At 67.7% G+C, this 18,808-nt stretch carries 21 protein-coding genes and 1 pseudogene; 18 read left to right on the top strand and 4 right to left on the bottom strand.

All coding sequences use genetic code 11. The features are described 5' to 3' along the window. Positions 1-693: 693 nt before the first annotated feature. The 3 genes from CG747_RS47425 (at position 694) to CG747_RS24700 (ending at position 3,422) form a co-directional block, all read left to right on the top strand. Entirely contained in the window at positions 694-1,320 is a 627-nt protein-coding gene (locus CG747_RS47425) for a hypothetical protein (protein ID WP_146022154.1), read from the top strand. Positions 1,321-1,449: 129 nt separating this feature from the next. Further along, positions 1,450-1,881 carry a hypothetical protein gene (locus CG747_RS24695; RefSeq protein WP_257980695.1) on the top strand — a complete coding sequence of 144 codons (432 nt, stop codon included), beginning with the start codon at positions 1,450-1,452 and terminating at the stop codon, positions 1,879-1,881. A 494-nt stretch (positions 1,882-2,375) separates the two neighbouring features. Beyond that, a complete protein-coding gene (locus CG747_RS24700; protein WP_257980696.1) occupies positions 2,376-3,422 on the top strand; it encodes a phage terminase family protein in 1,047 nt (348 codons plus the stop codon). A 68-nt stretch (positions 3,423-3,490) separates the two neighbouring features. On the opposite strand, the gene CG747_RS24705 is transcribed toward CG747_RS24700, so the two are convergent. Next, positions 3,491-4,741 carry an IS701 family transposase gene (locus tag CG747_RS24705; protein ID WP_100604013.1) on the bottom strand — a complete coding sequence of 417 codons (1,251 nt, stop codon included), beginning with the start codon at positions 4,739-4,741 and terminating at the stop codon, positions 3,491-3,493. Between the two features lie 62 nt (positions 4,742-4,803). Between CG747_RS24705 and CG747_RS24710 the strand changes: the two genes are divergently transcribed. Both CG747_RS24710 and CG747_RS24715 read left to right on the top strand, forming a co-directional pair. Beyond that, positions 4,804-5,325, top strand: a complete 522-nt coding sequence (locus CG747_RS24710) for a hypothetical protein (protein WP_257980697.1) — start codon at positions 4,804-4,806, stop codon at positions 5,323-5,325. Between the two features lie 40 nt (positions 5,326-5,365). Next, positions 5,366-6,070, top strand: a pseudogene (locus CG747_RS24715) (phage portal protein); the annotation flags it as partial. Positions 6,071-6,172: 102 nt separating this feature from the next. Here CG747_RS24715 and CG747_RS24720 read toward each other — a convergent pair. Then, positions 6,173-6,922, bottom strand: a complete 750-nt coding sequence (locus CG747_RS24720) for a maleylpyruvate isomerase family mycothiol-dependent enzyme (protein WP_100604014.1) — start codon at positions 6,920-6,922, stop codon at positions 6,173-6,175. Positions 6,923-7,134: 212 nt separating this feature from the next. Between CG747_RS24720 and CG747_RS24725 the strand changes: the two genes are divergently transcribed. The 4 genes from CG747_RS24725 to CG747_RS24740 all read left to right on the top strand — a co-directional run bounded on the left by CG747_RS24725 (position 7,135) and on the right by CG747_RS24740 (position 10,591). Then, a complete protein-coding gene (locus CG747_RS24725; RefSeq protein WP_100604015.1) occupies positions 7,135-8,373 on the top strand; it encodes an IS701 family transposase in 1,239 nt (412 codons plus the stop codon). Then, on the top strand, positions 8,370-9,086 hold the full coding sequence (locus CG747_RS24730; RefSeq protein WP_100604016.1) for a phage portal protein: 717 nt from the start codon (positions 8,370-8,372) through the stop codon (positions 9,084-9,086). The genes CG747_RS24725 and CG747_RS24730 overlap by 4 nt, the downstream gene beginning before the upstream one ends. 411 nt (positions 9,087-9,497) lie before the next feature. Next, positions 9,498-10,070, top strand: coding sequence for a hypothetical protein (locus CG747_RS49795; protein ID WP_257980698.1), 573 nt, complete (start codon positions 9,498-9,500; stop codon positions 10,068-10,070). Between the two features lie 14 nt (positions 10,071-10,084). Beyond that, positions 10,085-10,591, top strand: a complete 507-nt coding sequence (locus CG747_RS24740) for a hypothetical protein (RefSeq protein ID WP_100604017.1) — start codon at positions 10,085-10,087, stop codon at positions 10,589-10,591. A 44-nt stretch (positions 10,592-10,635) separates the two neighbouring features. Here CG747_RS24740 and CG747_RS47430 read toward each other — a convergent pair whose 3' ends face one another. Beyond that, the gene (locus CG747_RS47430) at positions 10,636-10,914 is read right to left on the bottom strand and encodes a hypothetical protein (protein ID WP_146022155.1); all 279 of its coding nucleotides are present in this window, start codon (positions 10,912-10,914) and stop codon (positions 10,636-10,638) included. 234 nt (positions 10,915-11,148) lie between these two features. On the opposite strand from CG747_RS47430, the gene CG747_RS24750 reads away from it, so the two are divergent. The 6 genes from CG747_RS24750 to CG747_RS24775 are packed head-to-tail and all read left to right on the top strand — an operon-like array spanning position 11,149 to position 14,067. Continuing rightward, entirely contained in the window at positions 11,149-12,072 is a 924-nt protein-coding gene (locus tag CG747_RS24750; protein ID WP_100604019.1) for a P22 phage major capsid protein family protein, read from the top strand. Positions 12,073-12,080: 8 nt separating this feature from the next. Further along, the gene (locus CG747_RS24755; protein WP_100604020.1) at positions 12,081-12,452 is read left to right on the top strand and encodes a hypothetical protein; all 372 of its coding nucleotides are present in this window, start codon (positions 12,081-12,083) and stop codon (positions 12,450-12,452) included. After that, on the top strand, positions 12,449-12,772 hold the full coding sequence (locus CG747_RS24760; RefSeq protein WP_100604021.1) for a hypothetical protein: 324 nt from the start codon (positions 12,449-12,451) through the stop codon (positions 12,770-12,772). Before CG747_RS24755 ends, CG747_RS24760 begins: the two co-directional genes overlap by 4 nt. 4 nt (positions 12,773-12,776) lie before the next feature. Continuing rightward, positions 12,777-13,061 carry a DUF5403 family protein gene (locus tag CG747_RS24765; protein ID WP_100604022.1) on the top strand — a complete coding sequence of 95 codons (285 nt, stop codon included), beginning with the start codon at positions 12,777-12,779 and terminating at the stop codon, positions 13,059-13,061. Further along, positions 13,058-13,465, top strand: coding sequence for a hypothetical protein (locus tag CG747_RS24770; RefSeq protein WP_180985694.1), 408 nt, complete (start codon positions 13,058-13,060; stop codon positions 13,463-13,465). Before CG747_RS24765 ends, CG747_RS24770 begins: the two co-directional genes overlap by 4 nt. A gap of 20 nt (positions 13,466-13,485) precedes the next feature. After that, positions 13,486-14,067, top strand: coding sequence for a hypothetical protein (locus CG747_RS24775; protein ID WP_100604023.1), 582 nt, complete (start codon positions 13,486-13,488; stop codon positions 14,065-14,067). Between the two features lie 115 nt (positions 14,068-14,182). Here CG747_RS24775 and CG747_RS24780 read toward each other — a convergent pair whose 3' ends face one another. Further along, a complete protein-coding gene (locus tag CG747_RS24780; RefSeq protein WP_219621534.1) occupies positions 14,183-15,004 on the bottom strand; it encodes a tectonin domain-containing protein in 822 nt (273 codons plus the stop codon). A 407-nt stretch (positions 15,005-15,411) separates the two neighbouring features. On the opposite strand from CG747_RS24780, the gene CG747_RS24785 reads away from it, so the two are divergent. Genes CG747_RS24785 through CG747_RS24790 form a run of 3 tightly spaced genes read left to right on the top strand, consistent with a single transcriptional unit; the run spans position 15,412 to position 18,808 of the window. After that, on the top strand, positions 15,412-15,735 hold the full coding sequence (locus tag CG747_RS24785; protein WP_180985695.1) for a phage tail assembly protein: 324 nt from the start codon (positions 15,412-15,414) through the stop codon (positions 15,733-15,735). After that, the gene (locus tag CG747_RS47435) at positions 15,687-16,145 is read left to right on the top strand and encodes a hypothetical protein (RefSeq protein WP_146022156.1); all 459 of its coding nucleotides are present in this window, start codon (positions 15,687-15,689) and stop codon (positions 16,143-16,145) included. Before CG747_RS24785 ends, CG747_RS47435 begins: the two co-directional genes overlap by 49 nt. Continuing rightward, entirely contained in the window at positions 16,118-18,808 is a 2,691-nt protein-coding gene (locus CG747_RS24790; RefSeq protein ID WP_100604025.1) for a hypothetical protein, read from the top strand. The genes CG747_RS47435 and CG747_RS24790 overlap by 28 nt, the downstream gene beginning before the upstream one ends.

Genomic DNA, 18,808 nt, shown 5'->3' on the forward strand with positions numbered 1-18,808 from the left:
GCGACGACCACGCCCCGGCGAACCTTCAGGCGCTGTGCCGTTGGCATCACGCGCGGAAGTCGAGCGCGGAGGGCGCGGCGGCACGGCGGAGGCGGGTGTCTAGGCGGAGGCCGGCGGAGCGGCATCCGGGAGACCTGGGCTGAGCCAACAACATTGGCAGGTCCAGAACCTGACCGGGCCACCGGCGAGTGGAAGGTGCTTGCTCGCTCACCCCAACGCAGGTCCACCGTAAAGGCGTTCCGTCGGCCTCGCCTCGGGTACGTTGTCCGGAGCTGTTCGAACCATGATGAACGGGCGGGGGACAATCTCGTGGACGAAGACGAGATCAGGCGTGCCGTGGCACGGGGGATGCAGGACTACGAAAGGTCACGGCCGAAGCCCAAGGGGCTCATCGCGGAAGCAGAGAGCGCCGCATGTGGCTGCCTTGCAATGTTCATCGTGGCCTTGGTGATTCTAGGTGTCGTTGCAGCCTGCAACAGGTAATGCAGGCTGACATCAATGGCGCTGGACACAGGAACACGGATACCCGCCAGTGCAGTTGACAAGTAAACCCTGGGGAGTACCCCCTCTAGGCTGGCAGGAAGACCGAAGCGTGATAGCGGCTCGGATGCTGTACGGGTTTGAAGGTCGCCAGACCCCGGAGAAAATACCAATCTCCTGAAACTCGCTGCGGCAACGGTGTAGCTTGACAGCGTGCCAATGTTCATGTCGATCTTGACCAGTAAAACCCTTTGGATGGCGCTCGGGGTCGCGGCCACTCTATCCATGGGTCTTCTCGCTTGGCGACACAACCGCCACACAAATCTCCCGAAACGCCAAATCGCCTACCGGAAAGCTCGCGAAGTTGACCACCTCGAAATCGACGGCTGGAAAGGCAGGCTAGTCGATATTGAGGTAACAAACTCCGGATCTCGCGACATTACCTCCTCGCACTTTCATGACGATAAGGCCATCGAACTGCGATTGCTCGGCGGAAGCATTCTCCGCCTGAAGGGTGCAGTTACAGATCGTGGCCGTCGCGTGCCGAGCGCGGCCATCGAACGTGGAGCGCTCGTGATCAAGCCCAGTTTGATCGCTAAAGGTCAAACGGTCACTTACAGCGCGCTCATCGACGGGCCAGGTGGTCCATTGGAGTGCGATACTTCTCTGATCGACGCAAAGCCTCCCCGGAAACTCCCGGATGGAGATGTCGAACCTCTCCCCCATGAGCTGGCTGGAGCCAAGTCGCGCGAAATTGACCGGCAATACCGTCAACGATTCCCCGTGTGGGCCACTTTAGTGACGATTGCAGTTGAATTTGCTTCGATGTTGCAGAAGTAGTCCTGCAATTTCACCCGCAGTTTCACCCTTTCTTTGGCGAGCAATTTTCGCGGACAGAGCGAAACCTTGTTCCGCCCGGATCTCAACAATCGGGGCGTCTTAGTATCTGCCCCGGTTGGAGGTGGCGCCATGCCTGGACCCGTGCCTAAGCGATCCGACCAGCGCCGACGGCGTAACGAGCCGGACGAGCCGGCCCTGGTGACGGCGGAGGCCGGCAAGGCTCCGACGATCCCCCGGGCCTCCGGCGGCTGGCACCCGATTGCCAAGCGGTGGTTCCAGTCCCTGAAGGACTCTGGGCAGGCCCAGTTCTACGAACAGTCGGATTGGCTCACGGCGGTGTACGTGGCGGAGGCCATGAGCCGGAACCTGGGCCAGTCGAAGTTTTCCGCCCAGTTGTTCCAGAGCGTCATGTCCGCGATGACGGACCTACTGACCACGGAGGGCGCCCGTCGGCGGGCCCGGGTGGAGCTGGAGCGTGAGCCGGCTGGGGAGGACCCAGCAGAGGCGGCTCGCGTGACCCTCATGGATGCGTATCGGAAGGCGGCGGGCGGTGGCGGCTGAGTGGCGCGCCGGTAAGGGGTTTCCGGCGCGCCACGTGGCGTCAAGATCATTCGTGAGGACGGATCACCAGCTCAACCAGTAGGCCCCACAGCACCTTTACGGCTGCTGCAACGGCGAACCTTGAAGCCAGCTCACTGCGCCACTCCTTCTTGCTCTCGGACACCTGCCACCTCCTGGAATCGGTCAGCTCCTTCGCGGATGACGGGCAGAGCCCGCCCGGGACGTGGTGCAGGGGTGCGCCACTCCCGCTCGTGGTGGAGTCGCCCGCCTCCGGCCCCTCCCCTTGGTGGGACCGGAGGCGGACTTTCCCCTGATTCCGCGCCTGGAGCTGTCTTCTAGGCGGTGGACGGCTCAAGGCTAAGGGTTTTTGCGTCAAAACGTCGATGGATTCGCAGAGTTGGGGGGTGTGTGGCGAGTTGAGCGCCCCGCTACTTGAACCAGTCCGTACTTGGCCGGATACCGCGCCCGATGCGACGCGGACCCTGGGCTGGGACGTGCTCCTGTGGACCTCTCGCTATCTCCTTCAGCCGGACGGCCCCGACGCGGGCCAGCCGTGGCGGTACACCCCGGAACAGGTCCGGATCGTGCTCCGCTGGTTCGAGATCAACGACGCCGGGGAGTTCACCCGCCGACAGGGCACCATCCGGCGCCTGAAGGGCTGGGGGAAGGACCCGTTCCTGGCGTCGCTGTGCGCCGTGGAGTTCGCCGGCCCCTGTCGGTTCGGGGGGTGGCGGGAGGACGGGATCCCTATTGCGGTGCCGCACCCGGCTCCGTGGGTTCAGGTCTGTGCGGTCAGCAAAGACCAGACCCGCAACACGATGCGTCTGTTCCCCGGCATGTTCTCGCCGGAGTGCATCGCGGAATACGGCATCGACCTGGGCAAAGAGATCATCTACTCCCGCGCGGGCGGCGTGATCGAGGCGGTGACCAGCTCACCGCGGGCCCTGGAGGGTGGCCGGTCCACCTTCGTGGTGATGAACGAGACTCATCACTGGATCTCGTCCAACGGCGGCCACGAAATGGTGATGACCATCGCAGGTAACGTCGGTAAGAGCCGTGGTGGCGGCGCCCGAACGATGGAGATCACCAACGCCCCGTTGCCGGGAGAGGACTCGGTGGCGGAGCAGACATGGCACGCCTGGTCGAAGTTCGCGGAGGGCAAGAGCCGGGATTCCGGCATGTACTACGACTCCGTGGAGGCCCCGCCAGTGGACCTGTCCGACCCGGACCAGCTCCGGGCCGGCATCATCGCGGCCCGGGGTGACGCGGACTGGCTGGATGTGGAGTGGATCGTCTCCACCATCTACTCCGGCCACATGCCGCGTTCCCGCTCCCAGCGGATGTTCTTGAACCAACTGGTCACAGCAGAGGACCAGTTGATCAGTCCGGAGGACTGGGACAACTGCGTGGTGGACGCCCGCCTGGAGGACGGTGACGCGGTGACGCTCGGGTTCGACGGTGGGCGGACCGACGACTCCACTTGCCTGGTGGCCATCCGCGTTCGCGACCGCCTAATACTCCAGCAGCGGTTCGTGCCCTGAGCTGGTTCTTCTGCGGTGGTGGCAGTGGCGGGCGACGGCTTGGTGTTGTCTTCTCCAGGCCGACCATGTCAATGCGTGGGTGATGGGGTCACGATTGGCTCGTGGGCGGGGCAGGAGAGTGTCCAGCAGTCGTCTGATCTCCGCCACGGTGAGGCGGATGAGGGCTGATCCGTTTCTGCAGCCCCCTTTTCGGTGTCGCCTGCCTGGACCGCAAGGGCAGTGAGGAAGGCATGGGCGAGCATGGCCAGGGTAATGTGCCGATACCAGCCGGTGTAGCGGCGGACCTCGTACTGGTCGAGGCCGCACTCGTTCTTCGCGGCCTGGAAACATTCCTCGATGGCCCAGCGGGAGCCGGCGATCCGGACCAGTTCGGCAATCTCGATGCCGGCGGGTGCGTAAGCGAGGTAGTAGGCGAGTTGGCCGGGGTCGGACAGGCTGCGGCGGGCCAGCACCCAGCGGTGATGGGTGGGCGGATCAGGGTCGAAGACCAGGTTGGCAGGCAGTTTGGCCGCGGCCCAGTCGTAGACGCGCGGTCCCTTCGCCCCGTCGCCGCAAGACAGCCGCTGCCAGGCATCACTGGGGGCTTCCGTGATGAGCTCGTCGATGCGCCAGCTCCCGGCCAGCGACTTGATCTGCTGCGACTTGGGCACCGCCACCACGTATCCCAGGCCGAGCTGTTCGAGCAGGCGCCGGAAGTGCCAGTCCTGCCCGTAAGCCTCGTCTGCAGTGACCCAGGCGGCGGGCAGGCCGGCTGCGATGCAGCGGCGGACGATGTCCCGGGCCAGCTCACCCTTGGTGGCAAAGCACCGCTCATCAGGGATCTTCGCCGCCTGGCAGCGCTGGCGATCAGATGTCCAGGACTTGGGTAGGTAGAGCTCTCGGTCGACCAGGGCCCGGCCTCGGCTGGTGGCGTAGGCGGCGAAGACCCCGATCTGGCAGTTGTCGATCTTTCCCGAGGTGCCGGTGTACTGCCGTCCCACCCCGGCCGAGGTGGTGCCTTTCTTGACGAAGCCGGTGTCGTCGATGATCAGCACTCCGTCCGGACCAAGACAGTCACCGACGTAAGCACGCACGTCGTCGCGCAGGGCGTCTGCGTCCCAGACACTGCTGTTCAACAGCCGCTGAAAGCCATCCGGAGTGCGGTGACCGGCCCATTCCGCAAGCTGCCAACCGTTCTTACGCGCCGCCTTCCCCAGCAGGCCACGGACGTAATCTCGCATCCGCCACCGCAGATCCGCCCGAGCGAACCGGCCCGCCACCCGCGCGAACACCGACTCCAACTCCGCCGCCCAGCAATCAACTTCAGGAATCCCCTCCATACCAGAACAACGACCAACACCAGCTCAGGGCACGAACCGCTGCTGGAGTACTAATCGTCCCCTTGGGCGTGTGGGAGAAGCCGGACGGTCCGGCTGGCAACGGCTGGGAGGTGGACCGCCAGGCCGTGGACGGCGTTGTCCGCAACGCCATGGAGCGCTACGACGTGCAGGCGATGTTCGCGGACGTGGCGCTGTGGGAGTCCTACGTGGACGCCTGGAGCGAGGAGTTCCGGGATCGCCTGGTGATCAAGGCGTCTCCGCACTCGGCGGTGGGCCGGGACATGCGCGGCGGCCTCCAGGAACTGACCTTGGCTAATGAGCGGCTGGTGGCGGCCGTGGAGGACGGACAGGTCCGGCACGTGGGCGAGGACGCCCCGCTGGGGCGCACGCTGCGCCGACACGTGCTGAATGCCCGGCGTCGGCCGAACCGGTACGGCCTGTCCTTCGGGAAGGTCAACCGAGAGAGCGCACACAAGGTGGACGCTTACGCGGCCACGCTGCTGGCCGACCTGGCGAGACATCGACTTATCGAATCCGGCAGGACGCGGCCCTCCGAACGATCGGGGGCCGTCTTCTTTTTCTAGGAGCGGCGCAGCTGTTTTGGCAGTCACGAATTCCTACCCCGTGGAGCTGGCGGAGCTGGGGTTCTCCCGGCTCCGCGCGGACCGTGAGCGGCTGGACCGAATAGACCGGTACATGCGCAGCGAGCACGACGGCCCGTACATCCCCCGCAGCGCCACGGAGGAATACAAGCTCCTGGCCAAGCGGGCCATTTCCAATTGGCTGCCGCTCCTGGTCAAGACACCGTCCCAGGCCATGGCCGTGGACGGCTACCGCCGGAGCGCTGGCCTGGATGGGGATGCTCCGGAGGAGGCTCCGACGGAGTGGCGGGCCTGGCAGGACAACCGCATGGATGCCCGCCAGACCCCGATCCACCGGGCCGCGCTCACCTATGGCCAGGCGTTCGCCACGGTCCTCCGTGACCCGGCGGACCCGGCCCGGCCGGTCATCCGCGGGGTGTCCCCGCGGCTGCTGTATGCCTCGTACGAGGACCCGGCGGCCGACGCGCTCCCGCTGTGGGCGCTCCAGGTGGAGACCGTCCCCGATGCGGAGGGCGTGGAGGCGCGGGCCTGGCTGTACGACGCCACCCATGTCTATGACTTCCTGGTGGGCGGGAAGGGCGGTCCCCAGCTCCTGGCGTCTCGGCCCCATGGCATGGGCGTGTGCCCGGTGGTGCGGTTCGCACCGGACATCGATCTGGAGGGCCGGGTCACGGGCGTGGTGGAGCCGATGATCCCGATCCAGGACAGGGTTAATCAAACGGTGTTTGACCTGCTGGTTTCTACTCCAGCTGTAGTTCGTGATCTTGCTGGCGGGGGCCGCAGGTCAGAGCGTAGGCCCCGCCCAATAGGGAGCTCTCGGGCTGGTAGGTCAACCCAGGTCGGGCCAGCACAGGAAGTTCTCCAGGGCGGCGCGGTCACCCTCGCTTCGCAGGCTGTCCAATGGGAGGCGGCCGTGCAAGGTGAGCAACAGGTTGCTCACCGATCCGTGCAGGTCGGCGGCCGTCTCATGTTGGCCATCGATGACGTGTGAGCCCGACGCCGTCAGGTCAACCAGCCACGACTCGCCCTCGGCGGCGTGCAGACCGATGCGGACCGGCTCGTGCGGCCAGGGGCCGGCGGTGCCGTGGCCGACGCCGATGAACTCGGCAATGCCGTCGAGTGCGACAACCGCAGGGATGGGCAGGGGAGTGCCGGTAGCCAGCTGGGCGTCGAACGCGTGGACAGCGGCCTCCCGGACCTGATGGCGAGCCACGGCACCGCTCGTCATCGGGACGTCGGAGTCGCCCCACCAAGTCCAGCAGCCCGCCGCAGGGCCCGCGGCTCGCAGGGCGGCGATCAGCTCCCGGGTGGCTGCGGCCGAACCGGCCAGTAGGTCGGCTGACAGCGTGTCATCGGTTGGTGCCACGGTCGGGGGCTTCTCGCTGGGGCCAGCTAGGACCGCCGCCGCCCAGAACCGGTGCACCTGGGTAAGGTGCTCGACGAGGTCGCGGAGCGACCAGTCGGGGCAGCTGGGGACGCGGACATCCAGATCGGGGGAGCCCGCGACGCTGCTGCGCAGGGCGGCGGAGCGGTCCTGGACCAGGGCGAGCAGGTCTTCGAAGGCAGGTGTCTGGGTCATCCCAGCTTCCTATCACCGGGTACTGACAGCGGCCCTTCGGTTTCCACCGACCCGTGAGTACTCCAACAGTGGTTCCTGGTTGGGCTGCTGGTGCCAGCACGGGACCGAGTACGGCCACCGGTGACCATCGGTGTGTGAAGACTGAAGATCAGGCGGTGGCCGCAGGTCACACCATAGATCCTGGCCTCTGGCAGGACTCATTCGAGGCCCTGATGGCCCGTGTCGCAGGCCGGTTTGCCCGGGTGGAACCGCGGCGGCGGGCACGGGAGTTCGTGCTCGGGCTCCTGGCGGACCTGCCACGCAAGAACTGCTGGACGCTGGCCGAGCACGCCGGGGATTCGACCCCCTACGGCCTTCAGCATCTGCTGTCGAGGGCGAAGTGGGACGCCGACGCTGTTCGTGACGATGTCCGCGGCTTCATCGTCGAGCAACTGCACGATGAGGAGGTGGTGTTGGTGGTCGATGAGACTGGTGATCTTAAGAAGGGCACTGCCACGGTGGGCGTGCAGCGCCAGTACACCGGCACCGCCGGACGCATTGAGAACAGCCAGGTCGCCGTCTACCTTGCCTATTCCAGCATGCGTGGCCACGCGGCGATCGACCGGGAACTGTATGTGCCGCGCTCGTGGACCCAGGATGCGGCCCGCTGCCGGTCGGCCGGGATCCCGGCGGAGATCGGCTTCGCCACGAAGCCCGCCCTCGCGGCCCGCATGATCAACCGGGCCTTGGACGCCGGGGTCCGAGTGCCCTGGGTGGCCGCAGACGAGGTCTACGGAGGCAACCCGCAACTGCGGGCATCACTGGAAGACCGCCAGGTCGGCTATGTCCTCGCGGTCGCCTGCGATCACCAGATCGCCACCCGGGCGGGGAAGGTGCGGGTCGATACCCTGGTCAAGATGCTGCCGAAGCGGGCCTGGCAGAAGCTCTCCGCAGGCGTCGGTGCGAAGGGGCGCCGCTTCTATGACTGGGCCCTGGCCGACGTCGCCGGCGAGGGCGCCGGTCACCGTTATCTGCTCGTTCGCCGCAGCCGCAGCAGCGGCGAACTCGCCTATTACCGCTGCTACTCGGCCGGCCCGGTGCCGCTGGGCACGCTGGTGCGGGTGGCCGGACGCAGATGGACCGTCGAGGAGACATTCCAGGCCGCCAAGGGCCTGGCCGGACTGGACGAGCACCAGGTCAGGCGCTGGACATCCTGGCACCGCTGGGTCACTCTCGCGATGCTCGCCCATGCCTTCTTGGCCGCGACCGCCGCACGCGAACGCGACCACCACTCGGTCCCGAACGAGCTGATCCCGTTGACCTGCAACGAGATCCAGCACCTGTTTACCGCGTTCATCACCAAAGCCGTCCGACCAGTCGCACATTGCCTCGGCTGGTCCGACTGGCGACGACGCCACCAGGCCCGGTCCCGGGCCTGCCACTACGAACGGCAGGCCACCCTTCAACCATGAAGATCACGATCTACAGCTGGAGTATTTCGCAGACTTTCGGGTCGTTCAAGGTGTGCACGATCAGCGGAATGGCACCGGAATTCCGGCGTGATCCGGATAGCGGGGAGATCCTGTACGACGCCAACGGGCGTCCCCAGGTCATTCCGATTCAGGCGGACGCAAGCCGGTTCCTGGTGGCTCCCGACGCGGACACCAAGTTCTCTCAGCTGGACGAAACCCCGTTGGCCGGGTTCTTGGACGCTATCGAGCTGGCGACAAAGCACCTGGCTGCCCTCTCCCAGACCCCGCCGCATTACCTCCTGGGTTCCATGGTCAACCTGAGTGCGGAGGCCCTGGCGGCTGCGGAGTCGGCTCTGTCGCGTGCCGTGGACGAGTACAAGCACGCCATGGGCGAGTCCTGGGAACTAGTCCTGTTCCTGTGCGCCACCGTCGTGGGCGCACAGCCGGACCCACGGGCCGAAGTCCTCTGGAAGGACGCCGAAAGCCGCTCCCTGGCCCAGACGGTGGACGCCCTGGGCAAGGCCGTGACCATGCTCAACGTTCCGGCCCGCGCCATGTGGTCGCGCATCCCCGGCGTCACGGCCCGGGACGTGGAGGAGTGGGCCCAGATCCAGGAGGCCGACGACCCGGGCCTACGCATGGCGGACGCGATGGCGTCGGCCGTGGCACCGGCGCCGGGTACGGAGCGCTTGGCCGGCGGTGACGGTGACTAGAGCAACGGCGGCCCTCCTCGATGAGCACTGGCGCGCACAGGCCCGCATCGGTGCGGGCGTCTCCGCCCAGTCCCTGGCCCAGTGGTCGCGGGTGAACCCCCACTCCCTGGAGGAGTCGGGGGCCGCGTGGCTGGCTTGGATGCTGGCGCTCATCCGAGGGGAGCGGCGACGCTCCCGCGACCAGGCGGCGGCGTTCTACCGCCTCTACCGGGCCCTGGAAACCGGGCACACCCTGCCGCCCCTCTCCGGGGAGCACGTGGGCGAGACCACAACCCTGGGGGAGCTGCGAGAGGACTGGGCCCAGCAGACGGACACGATCCCCGCACACCGGAGCCGGACGACGGCGAAGAAATCCGGCTGGACGGCTTCGACTGGCCGCAGGAAGCGGAGGACGCCCACGACCGCGCGGCCGTGGCGTCCCTGGTCTCCCAGGGTCCCGCCAAGCTGCGCCAGGACGTGGCCCAGGCGGCCGACGAGCAAGCGCGCGGCAGGCTGGACGAGGCCGGGTTCCTCCAGGAGTTGGAGGACGCATCACGGACAGCGGGCCGCACCTCTGCCGGAGCGGCCGACCGCGAGGCACTGCGGGCGGGGCGGGACCTGATCGACCGGGCGTCGAACCCAGACCGACGCGCCATCGGCTGGGCCCGCGTCACCGACGGCAACCCCTGTGCGTTCTGCGCCATGTTGGCCAGTCGCGGCGCCATCTACTCGTCCCAGGCCACGGCGGCCGGCGGAGGGCGCAGGAAGCCCCGAGGATCGGCTGACGGACGGGCCCGCGCGAACCGGCGGCCCCCGGTGTCCCGGGAAGACCTGACCCGGTACCACAACGGCTGTCACTGTCAGACGGTCCCGGTGTTCAGCCGGAACGACTTCATGACCCCTGACGCCCGGCGGTTCGACCGGGAATGGCGGGAGGTCACGCGCGGCAAGGCGGGCGCGGAGGCACGCGCGGCCTGGCGGCGCCACATCGAATCATCACGTTGACCGGAGGCCACCACATGGCGGAGAACCCCACCCCGACCCCGACCGACGCCCAGCCGGAGCATGTTCCGACTGACAACGACGGCCAGAAGACCCCAGTCCCAACGGAGACACCGGAGGCGGAGAACGAGGGCCAAGAGCTCGACGCCGACGGCCTCCGCGCGGAGCTGAAGGCAGCCCGTGACCAAGCGGCCCGCTACCGGGTCAAGGCGCGGGAGACGGCGGAGGCCCTGAAGGCGGCCAAGACACCGGAGGAGTTCCAGGCGGTAGCGGACCGGGCGGCGGAGCTGGAAATGGACCTCCACCGGGAGCGCCTGGCCCGGAAGTACAGCCTTCCGGACGCTCTGGCGGCCCGGATCTCCGGCGCGGATGACGACGCCCGCGAGACGGACGCCAAGGCGCTGGCGGAGCTGTTCCACAGCCGCGGGGACGGCGTGGGCCGAGGCGGACTCGACCCGTCGGCCATGGCCGCCCCCAGCGACCCGGGAGAGCTGGCTGCCAGCATCCCGCGCGCCCGCCGGTAAGGCGGCTTATGAGCCGGATTTTACGGCGGGCCGACCGGTGCCCATTACTCCTCGCGCCGGGTGACCTCGACGTCGGATGCAAACTCCCCGCTCACTGTGTGGTGGACTATGTACGAGGCGAAAGGCCCACCGTTTGCCAGGCTGTTGGTCAACTCCACATCGAGGGATACACCGTTTACTTTCTGTATCTCAGGCTCGAGCAATTCCCGAATGAACTTATCCGGGTCGGCGCGCAGAGCTTCCCGATCCTCCTCGTGCAGGTCGAGTCCAAAAACTTCGACCTCACGAGTTTCGGGCTCGCTCTTACGATATATATTCGCCATGGCAGCTACTCCCGGTGTGAGGGCTTCTCCTACCAGCTTGCGACGTCCGAGGGCTTCGGCAAGTTGATCAATCTCGTTGCATCGACGCGAGTGGTCAGGCGCCTTTGGTAGCTGCCCAGTACGGTAGCGGCTGGCATTCCTTAAGTGGCACCAAAACCAAGGGATTTCATTATCCAAGGGCCCTTGGCTGCAGCGTCGTGTGCTGGCCCGGGGCCCCAGCCCTGAGCGGAGCACATGGCTAACAGCTTTCTGAAGTCCGAGAAGATTGCGGCAATGGCCTTGGGTCTTCTTGAGTGGGAAATGATCCTCTCACGTCTGGTGTGGACGAACGGCGGCTTCGATTTCACCGGCGCCAAGAACGACACGGTCACCATCCGGATTCCGGCGACCACCACAGCCCGCGAATACGAGTGGCGCAACGACCGCAGCTCGGACATCGTCCTGGACGAGCTGGCGGAGGACTACACCACGGTCCAGCTCAATAAGGACATCTATTCCGCCATCGCGGTCACGGATGAGGAACTGACCCTGGATATCCGGGACTTCGGATCCCAGGTCCTCCAGCCCCAGGTCAATGCCGTGGCCAAGGCGATTGACACGGGTGTGGCGTCGATGATCGAGGGCGCCAACTACGCCAACACCGTCACGGTGGACGAGGCGGACCCGTGGCTAGGCATCGTGGACGCCCGCGCCACGCTCAACAAGGCAAACGTTCCCACCGAGGGCCGCACGATCCTGATGGGCGCGGACGTGGAAACCGCCCTGCTGAAGTCCGGCCGCATCAACGACGTGTCCAAGTCCGGCTCGGACTCGGCTCTCCGCTCGGCGACCCTGGGCCGGCTGGCCGGGTTCGATCTGGTGGTGTCCAACGCGATCAGCCCGCGCGCTGCGTACGCGTTCGTTCCGTCGGCGTTCGTGCTGGCCACCCGCGCCCCGGCGATTCCAGCCGGTGTCACCAGCGGCTCCAGCCAGTCCTACAACGGCCTGTCCATGCGATGGGTGCGCGACTACGACGCGGCCAAGCTGCGGGACCGCTCCATCCTGAACGTCTACGCCGGGTACAACGTCATGACCGACAAGATTGGCAACGCTAAGAAGCTGGTCCGCGCGGTCCGCCTGGACATGCCGGTCCCGTCGAAGCCCCCGGTGGACAAGTAGGGGGCCGCATGACCCCGCTGGCGGATGTGGCGGCCCTGGAACAGCGTCTGGGCCGCCTACTGGCCGGTGAGGAACGGGCGCAGGCGGAGGCGGCTCTAGCGGATGCCTCCGCCACCGTGCGGGCCTACGGGGATGCCTGGCCCGACCCGGCCAAGGCCCCGGCCATTGCGGTGGCGGTCACGCTGGCGGCTGCTGAGCGGCGGGTGAGGAACCCGGAGGGGTATCGGTCGGAGCTGCAAGGCGCCTACCAGTACCAGCTTCCGGCGTCACTGCCCGTCGGCGCCGGCCTCACTGATGGTGAAGCCCGGTTGATTCGCGCGGCCGTCGGTGCGTCCAGTGTGTTCGCGGTGCCGGTGGAGTCCCTAGGGGGTTCGCTGTGAGCCTCCTGGACTCCGGCCCGGACGTGCTCACGGTCTACCCCACGGTGGACGTGGACGACGGGTACGGCGGCACCAAGCCGGGCCACGGTCAGCCGGTGACACTGCGGGCCCGGGTCCTCCCGGCCACGGCCGATGAGAGCGGAGAGCCGGGATACCTGACCGGCACCGAGTACCGCGTGTACGCCCGGTCCCTGCCGGCTGGGCCCTGGTCCCGCGTCGAGTGGGCCGGGGCCAGGTGGGCCGTGGTCGGGGAACCCCAGCGCTTCGGCGGCTCCCGGCGCCTGGCCCACGACGTGGCGACGATACGGAAACGAGGGTGAGCCCATGGCGACGGTGAAGCCCAACACGGACAGCATCGTGGCGCACCTGCGGGGCGTTCGGGACGCGGTCGCGGACGAACTGGACGAGCGGGCCGACCGGGTCCGAGCCGTGGTCGAGGCCCACCGGCACACCGGGGCCTTGGCGGCCCACACCCGGGTCCGCACGAACCGGACGGACTCCACGGTGACCTTGGAGGACCCGGCGGTGTACGCGATCAACTACGGGCATTGGGCCCGTGACGGCCTAACGTGGGTGTCCGGTATCCACGCCATTGAGGCGGGCCTATGAGGCCGGTACTACCCGACGTGGACGCCCTGGTGACCGACGCCCTCCGCCAGGGCCTGAGCGGCGCCACGGTGCGCGTGGGCTGGCCCGCCGACTGGGCCGACCGGCTACCGCTGGTGGTGGCCCGCCGCGTGTCGGGCGGCACGGCCACCCCGCAGGGCATCGACGTGGCCCTGATCGACGTGCAGTGCGCCGCCGTCGACCGGCGCGACGCTTCCCGGCTGGCCCGCACGGCCCGGGTTGCCCTGGCGGAGGGGTGCAGAGCGCAATTCCGCGGTGTCGACGGCTACCTGAGCCGGTTCGAGGACGTGTCGGGGCCGGCGGAGATCCGCGTGGGCGACCCGCCGGCCGGGCCGGACCTGTTCCGGTTCCAGGCCACCTACCGCGTGACCGCGCGGCCCCTCTGAACCTACCCCTGGAGAACAGTTTGGCTCTGATCGACAACGCCGCCATCGTCCCGGCCGGCGGCTACATCTTCATCGCTGACCCCGATACCGAGAAGCCCGGCGACCTGGCCGACCCGACCAACCCGGGCGGTGCGTGGGAGAGCATCGGGCACACCAAGCTTGACGCCCTGCCTGAGTTCGGCCGAGACGGCGACGATCCGGAGATCAAGGGCAGTTGGCAGAACGCCAAGCTCCGCGCGACGACCCCGGACGTGACGTACTCCGTCACCTTCCAGTCCATCCAGGCCACGGCCCTGACCTATCAGCTCTACTTCGGCGCGGGCCCGGCAGCCGTCCAGGCGGACAAGTCGTTCCGCATCCCGGCCACGCCCACCCCGCAGACCAAGGCACTGTTGGTGGTCCTGGTGGACGGCACCAACTATCTGCCGCTGTACCACCCGCGTGTCTCTCTCCTGGGCTCCGACACGGTGGGCATGTCCAGCGACGATTTCGTGTCCTTCCCGATCAAGGGAACTTTCCTGGGCTCCGCGACACTGGGCGGCGCCATCGGTGAATGGACCCAGGTCGCGGCTCCGACGCCCCCGCCGCACAGCGGCGATTAGGTGGTGCCCGGTGGCGTAGCCATAGCTGGATCGGTGAGTTGTGGCGTTGCCCGCGGAATGGGGCGAGAGGCCCCTGCACTCTCGGCGGGGGGCCTCTCGGATCTGCTTCCTGAGATCAGCTCGGCTGGTCTCCGGTGTAGCGGTAGATCCCGCCGTCGGCGTTGACGTGCCAGACGGTCCCGTCGGCGGCTACCCCGATGTCGACGGCTTTGCCGGGGATGCCGATCCACGGGTTCGAGTCGTACCCGGTGTACCGGTAGATCTGGCCCAGGGAGTTCACCCCCCACACGTGGGTCCTGGATCCGACCGAGATCCGGGTGAGGCCGCCGGAGATGTTGACCCAGGGGGTGGAGCCCTGGTCTCCGGTGTAGCGGTAGATGCCGCCGTCGGCGTTGACGTGCCAGACGGTCCCGTCGGCGGCTACCCCGATGTCGACGGCTTTGCCGGGGATGCCGATCCACGGGTTCGAGTCGTATCCGGTGTACCGGTAGATCTGCCCGAGGGAGTTCACCCCCCACACGTGGGTCCTGGATCCGACCGAGATCCGGGTGAGGCCGCCGGAGATGTTGACCCAGGGGGTGGAGCCCTGGTCTCCGGTGTAGCGGTAGATGCCGCCGTCGGCGTTGACGTGCCAGACGGTCCCGTCGGCGGCCACGCCGATGTCGACGGCTTTGCCGGGGATGCCGATCCACGGATTCGAGTCGTATCCGGTGTACCGGTAGATCTGCCCGAGGGAGTTCACCCCCCACACGTGGGTCCTGGACCCCACCGAGATCGTCGTGAGACCACCAGAGACTTGCAGCCAGTCAGCCATCTTCGTGTCCCTTCGCTTGGAACGGTGCAGAGGGAGCTTGCTGCCGGACCGAGATACCCAAACGGACTGGTATATGGATTGAATTCTTAGATCATCCAAAAATCGCCGTTTAGTAATTTTCATCCCTTCTGGATGTGGAGCAGGCGGGCCGCCGCCATGCAGTCAAGAGACTGGAAACGTTGTAACCCACACGAAGGTAAGAGTTGCGGGCGGTTGACAACCTCGGGGCTGGCCGTGCTTCAGGATCGATTCCAGCTCACGTGATGCGCACCACCCGCTCACCTTCGTGCCAGGCGTGGGCCTGACCCGCCCGGCACGCCCTAAAGGCTGTCCGCCTGGTCGCCCCACACCGGCCGCAACGACGTCGATGCGAGCGGGTCACACCACCCATTGGCCAGCGACTAGCGAACCCCTCGGCCGACAGATCCGCAAACCTCTTCCGCCTGGCCGGTCCCTCCGGGCGGAGGACTCATTCCTGGGACCACCAACGCGACCTGCGGAGACGACCCTTGGCGCTTTCTTGCGCGGACATGATGGCGGAAGCTGCGGCGGAGTACGAGGCTCTGTCGCTGGAGACACGGGCCGGCGAAACGGTTCACCTCCGCAACATCCTCATGCTTCCCGACGACGGCCTGAAGGCGGCCCGCGCCATCCTCGCGCGCTTCGGTGAGACCGGATCGGAGGACCTGGAGGAGTTGGTCCCGAAGATCCGTGACCTGCTCCTCCTGGTGGCCGACGACCCGGCCGCGCTGAAGACGGAGATGAAGGACTGGCCGCTGGCCGTGTTCGTCCGCACCGTCGGTGAGTGGCAGGAGGAGACCCAGGTGGGGGAAGCTCCGCGCTCGGACAGCTGATAGTCCAGGGCCACGGCGCGGCGCTCCGGGCGGACCTCCAGCGCTACTACGGCCTGGACCTGGCCGACGTGTGGCGGGGCGCCCTCACGCCCCGCCGGGCCTGGCACCTGTCCGAGCATCTGCCCCCGGGCTCCGCCCTGGCCGCATCGCTGGCCGGCGGGCCCGAGCATCGTGGTTGGACGGTGCAAACACGCCTGCTGGCCGCTCTGTTGGGCGCCGTGCGCTTCGCCGACGCCAACAACGTCCGGGTGAGCGGCGGACGCCTCAAACGGGAACCCACGCCCGTCAACGTTCCACAGGCCAAGGCGGACAAGCACGAGCGGCCACGCCTCGACCTGTCCACGCACCCCTTGGCCAAACCCATTGCACCAGGGGGTAACTCATGGCCGGCCCCGGAGGCCGCGAGGTAGGGCGCCTTTCGATCCGCGTCCTTCCCGACACGTCGAACTTCGCCGTCAGCCTCCAGCGCTACCTTGACCGCATCGAGCGGCGGGCCCGCGTCCAGGTCCAGGCCGTCCCGGACCTGGACGGGTTCCGGGAGAGGCTGAACGCCAAGTTGGCGCGGGTCCGCGCTCGGGTTCGCGTGAACGTCGACCCGGACCTTTCGGAGTTCCGTTCACGACTCCGCGAACGCCTCCAGGGTGCGAACGCTGGCCTTGGCATCCGCCTGGAGGTTTCCGAACGGGAAATCGCCAGGCTGCGCAGAGAGCTGGCGCGCATCCGGCCGCCGATGACGATTCCCGGCCGCGTCGAAGCGGACCGGGACCGGCTGGCCACGCTGGCCCGGGACGTATCCAACGTGGGAGACAGCTCCGGCGGTGCCGGCCGCAAGGTGCTGTCCCTGGTGGGGACGCTGGGCAAGCTGTCCACCGCCGCCTCCAGCATCCCGGCGGTGGCGGGACTGTCGTCCTCCATCGCCTCCATGGGCCCCTCGGCTGCGATCGCCGCGCCGGCCGTCCTGGCCCTGGCATCGGCGGGCGTGGCCCTGAAGGTCGGCATGTCCGGCCTAGGCGACGCTTTGGCCGGCGACGCAGAGGCCATGGCCGAACTAGCCCCTGCTGCCCAGGACTTCGTCACGCAGACCAAAGCCCTGGGGCCAGCGTGGGACGAGGTGAAGCGGTCCGTCCAAGGCTCACTGTTCCAGGGCCTGGGCGACACCCTCACCCGGACCGCGAACGCGGTCCTGCCCGTGCTGCGGACGGAGCTGTCCGGCACCGCCTCCGCACTGAACGCCATGGGCAAGGACACCCTGGCCACGGCCCGCACGCTGGCCCAGGACGGTGCGCTGGGCAAGGCCCTCAGCGGGGCGACCCGGGGCCTTCAGAACATGAAGGGCTTGCCCGGAACGGTCCTTCAGGGCCTGGTCCAGCTCGGCGCGGCGGCGGCCCCGACGTGGGAGCGGATGACGGCCTCCATGGGCCAGGGCCTGGACCGCCTCCGGGCCAAGATGGACCGGTCGTTTGAGTCCGGCGCCATGCAACGCGGCATCGAGGCGGCCGTAGGCGTGGCCAAGGAGTTCGGCAGCACCCTGGCCAACATCGGCCGGGCCCTGGGCAACGTCCTGGGCGCAGCGGCCGACGCCGGAGGCGGGGCCCTTCAGGTCCTCTCGGAGCTGGCAGCCACGGCTGCGCGGATCACGGCTACACCGGAGGCCCAGGAGACGTTCCGGGCCCTGTTCGAGACCGTGTCGGCGGTCGGCAAGGCCGTGTCCCAGGTGCTGGGCGGTGCGCTGAAGGTAGCCATGCCGCTGTTGAACACGCTGGTCACGGCCCTGGCCGGGCCGATGCAGAGCGCGGCCGGAACCCTGGCCCCGGTCTTCGTTCAACTGGCCCAGAGCCTGGGGGCCGGCCTGGCCCCGGTGGTCAAGGTGGTCGCCCAGGCCCTGGCCTCAATCCTGCCGATCGCCGCCCAGCTCATCAGCCAACTGGCCGGGGCCTTGGGGCCGGTGCTGGAGATTGTCGGCGGCCTGGTGGCGAAGATCGCTGGAGCCCTGCTGACGGCCTTGAAGCCGATCCTGGCCCAGCTTCCGAGCATCCTGGGACCGATCCTTTCGGTGATCGGAGAACTGGCGCCGATCCTGGGTGACCTGGTGGGCCAGCTGATCAGCGCCCTGGCGCCTGCCCTGGCGACGATCGGAAAGGCACTGGGCGAACTCCTGGTCGCCTGCGGCCCGCTGATCACCGCCCTGGGCACGTTGCTGGCCGGTGCCCTTAAGGCCCTCGTTCCGGTCATTACGCCGGTGATCACGCTGGTGGGCAAGGTGGCCGGTGTCCTGGCCGAATTGGCGTCGAAGTACATCACCACCATCGTGGTCCCGGCGATCAATGCCATCGTGGCGTTGCTGCGTGGCGACTTCTCCGGAGCGCTGGACGCGGCCAAGTCGGCACTGTCGGGGCTGGCTTCGTTCTTCGGGAGCATCTTCACCAAGATTGGCTCCGTTGTCCTGTCCGGAGTTTCCGCCGTGGTCGGCTACTTCGCGGACCTGGCGTCACGGGCGTGGGCGCAGGTCAAGACCATGGGCTCCAACATCGTCTCGGCGGCCCGCTCCGGCCTGTCGTCCATGGGTGACCGGATCTCCTCCGGCATCTCGTCCGCCGTTGCGACCATCCGCAGCCTTCCCGGCCGGGCCCGGGACGCCCTGGGCAACCTGGGCTCCACCCTCTGGAACGCTGGCGCTTCCCTGATCCGCGGCTTCATCGACGGCATCTCGTCCATGATCACCAGCCTGAAGAACAAGCTGGGGAGCATCACGTCCATGCTGCCGGACTGGAAGGGCCCGGCGGAGCTGGACGCCCGCATCCTGACCCCGAACGGCCGCCTCCTGCTGACGGGGTTCATGAAGGGAATCCAGGACCAGGTCCCCCAGCTCAAACGGCAGTTGGGCGGCATTACCGCAGATATCCCGGCCATGGTCGGGGCCCGGCCGGTACTGGCCCAAGCCGAACAGGTCCGGCCCGGTCCGACAAGCGGCCGCTCGTCGGCCGCAATCACGATCGAGAACTTTCACGCTGGCGACATGCAGCCTGCCCAGGTCGCGCGTGAACTGGATTGGCTCATGAAGGCAAGGGGGTGA

This window comes from Streptomyces sp. CB02959, from assembly GCF_002803155.1.
Lineage (GTDB): Bacteria > Actinomycetota > Actinomycetes > Streptomycetales > Streptomycetaceae > Streptomyces.

Coding starts and splice junctions, on each gene's coding strand:
- CG747_RS24780 (WP_219621534.1), bottom strand. CDS start 15,004: ATGAAAATTACTAAACGGCGATTTTTGGATGATCTAAGAATTCAATCC.
- CG747_RS24755 (WP_100604020.1), top strand. CDS start 12,081: ATGACCCCGCTGGCGGATGTGGCGGCCCTGGAACAGCGTCTGGGCCGC.
- CG747_RS24720 (WP_100604014.1), bottom strand. CDS start 6,922: ATGACCCAGACACCTGCCTTCGAAGACCTGCTCGCCCTGGTCCAGGAC.
- CG747_RS47430 (WP_146022155.1), bottom strand. CDS start 10,914: ATGGCGAATATATATCGTAAGAGCGAGCCCGAAACTCGTGAGGTCGAA.
- CG747_RS24750 (WP_100604019.1), top strand. CDS start 11,149: ATGGCTAACAGCTTTCTGAAGTCCGAGAAGATTGCGGCAATGGCCTTG.
- CG747_RS24740 (WP_100604017.1), top strand. CDS start 10,085: ATGGCGGAGAACCCCACCCCGACCCCGACCGACGCCCAGCCGGAGCAT.
- CG747_RS24790 (WP_100604025.1), top strand. CDS start 16,118: ATGGCCGGCCCCGGAGGCCGCGAGGTAGGGCGCCTTTCGATCCGCGTC.
- CG747_RS24770 (WP_180985694.1), top strand. CDS start 13,058: ATGAGGCCGGTACTACCCGACGTGGACGCCCTGGTGACCGACGCCCTC.
- CG747_RS24730 (WP_100604016.1), top strand. CDS start 8,370: ATGAAGATCACGATCTACAGCTGGAGTATTTCGCAGACTTTCGGGTCG.
- CG747_RS24765 (WP_100604022.1), top strand. CDS start 12,777: ATGGCGACGGTGAAGCCCAACACGGACAGCATCGTGGCGCACCTGCGG.
- CG747_RS24705 (WP_100604013.1), bottom strand. CDS start 4,741: ATGGAGGGGATTCCTGAAGTTGATTGCTGGGCGGCGGAGTTGGAGTCG.
- CG747_RS24695 (WP_257980695.1), top strand. CDS start 1,450: ATGCCTGGACCCGTGCCTAAGCGATCCGACCAGCGCCGACGGCGTAAC.
- CG747_RS24785 (WP_180985695.1), top strand. CDS start 15,412: ATGATGGCGGAAGCTGCGGCGGAGTACGAGGCTCTGTCGCTGGAGACA.
- CG747_RS24725 (WP_100604015.1), top strand. CDS start 7,135: ATGGCCCGTGTCGCAGGCCGGTTTGCCCGGGTGGAACCGCGGCGGCGG.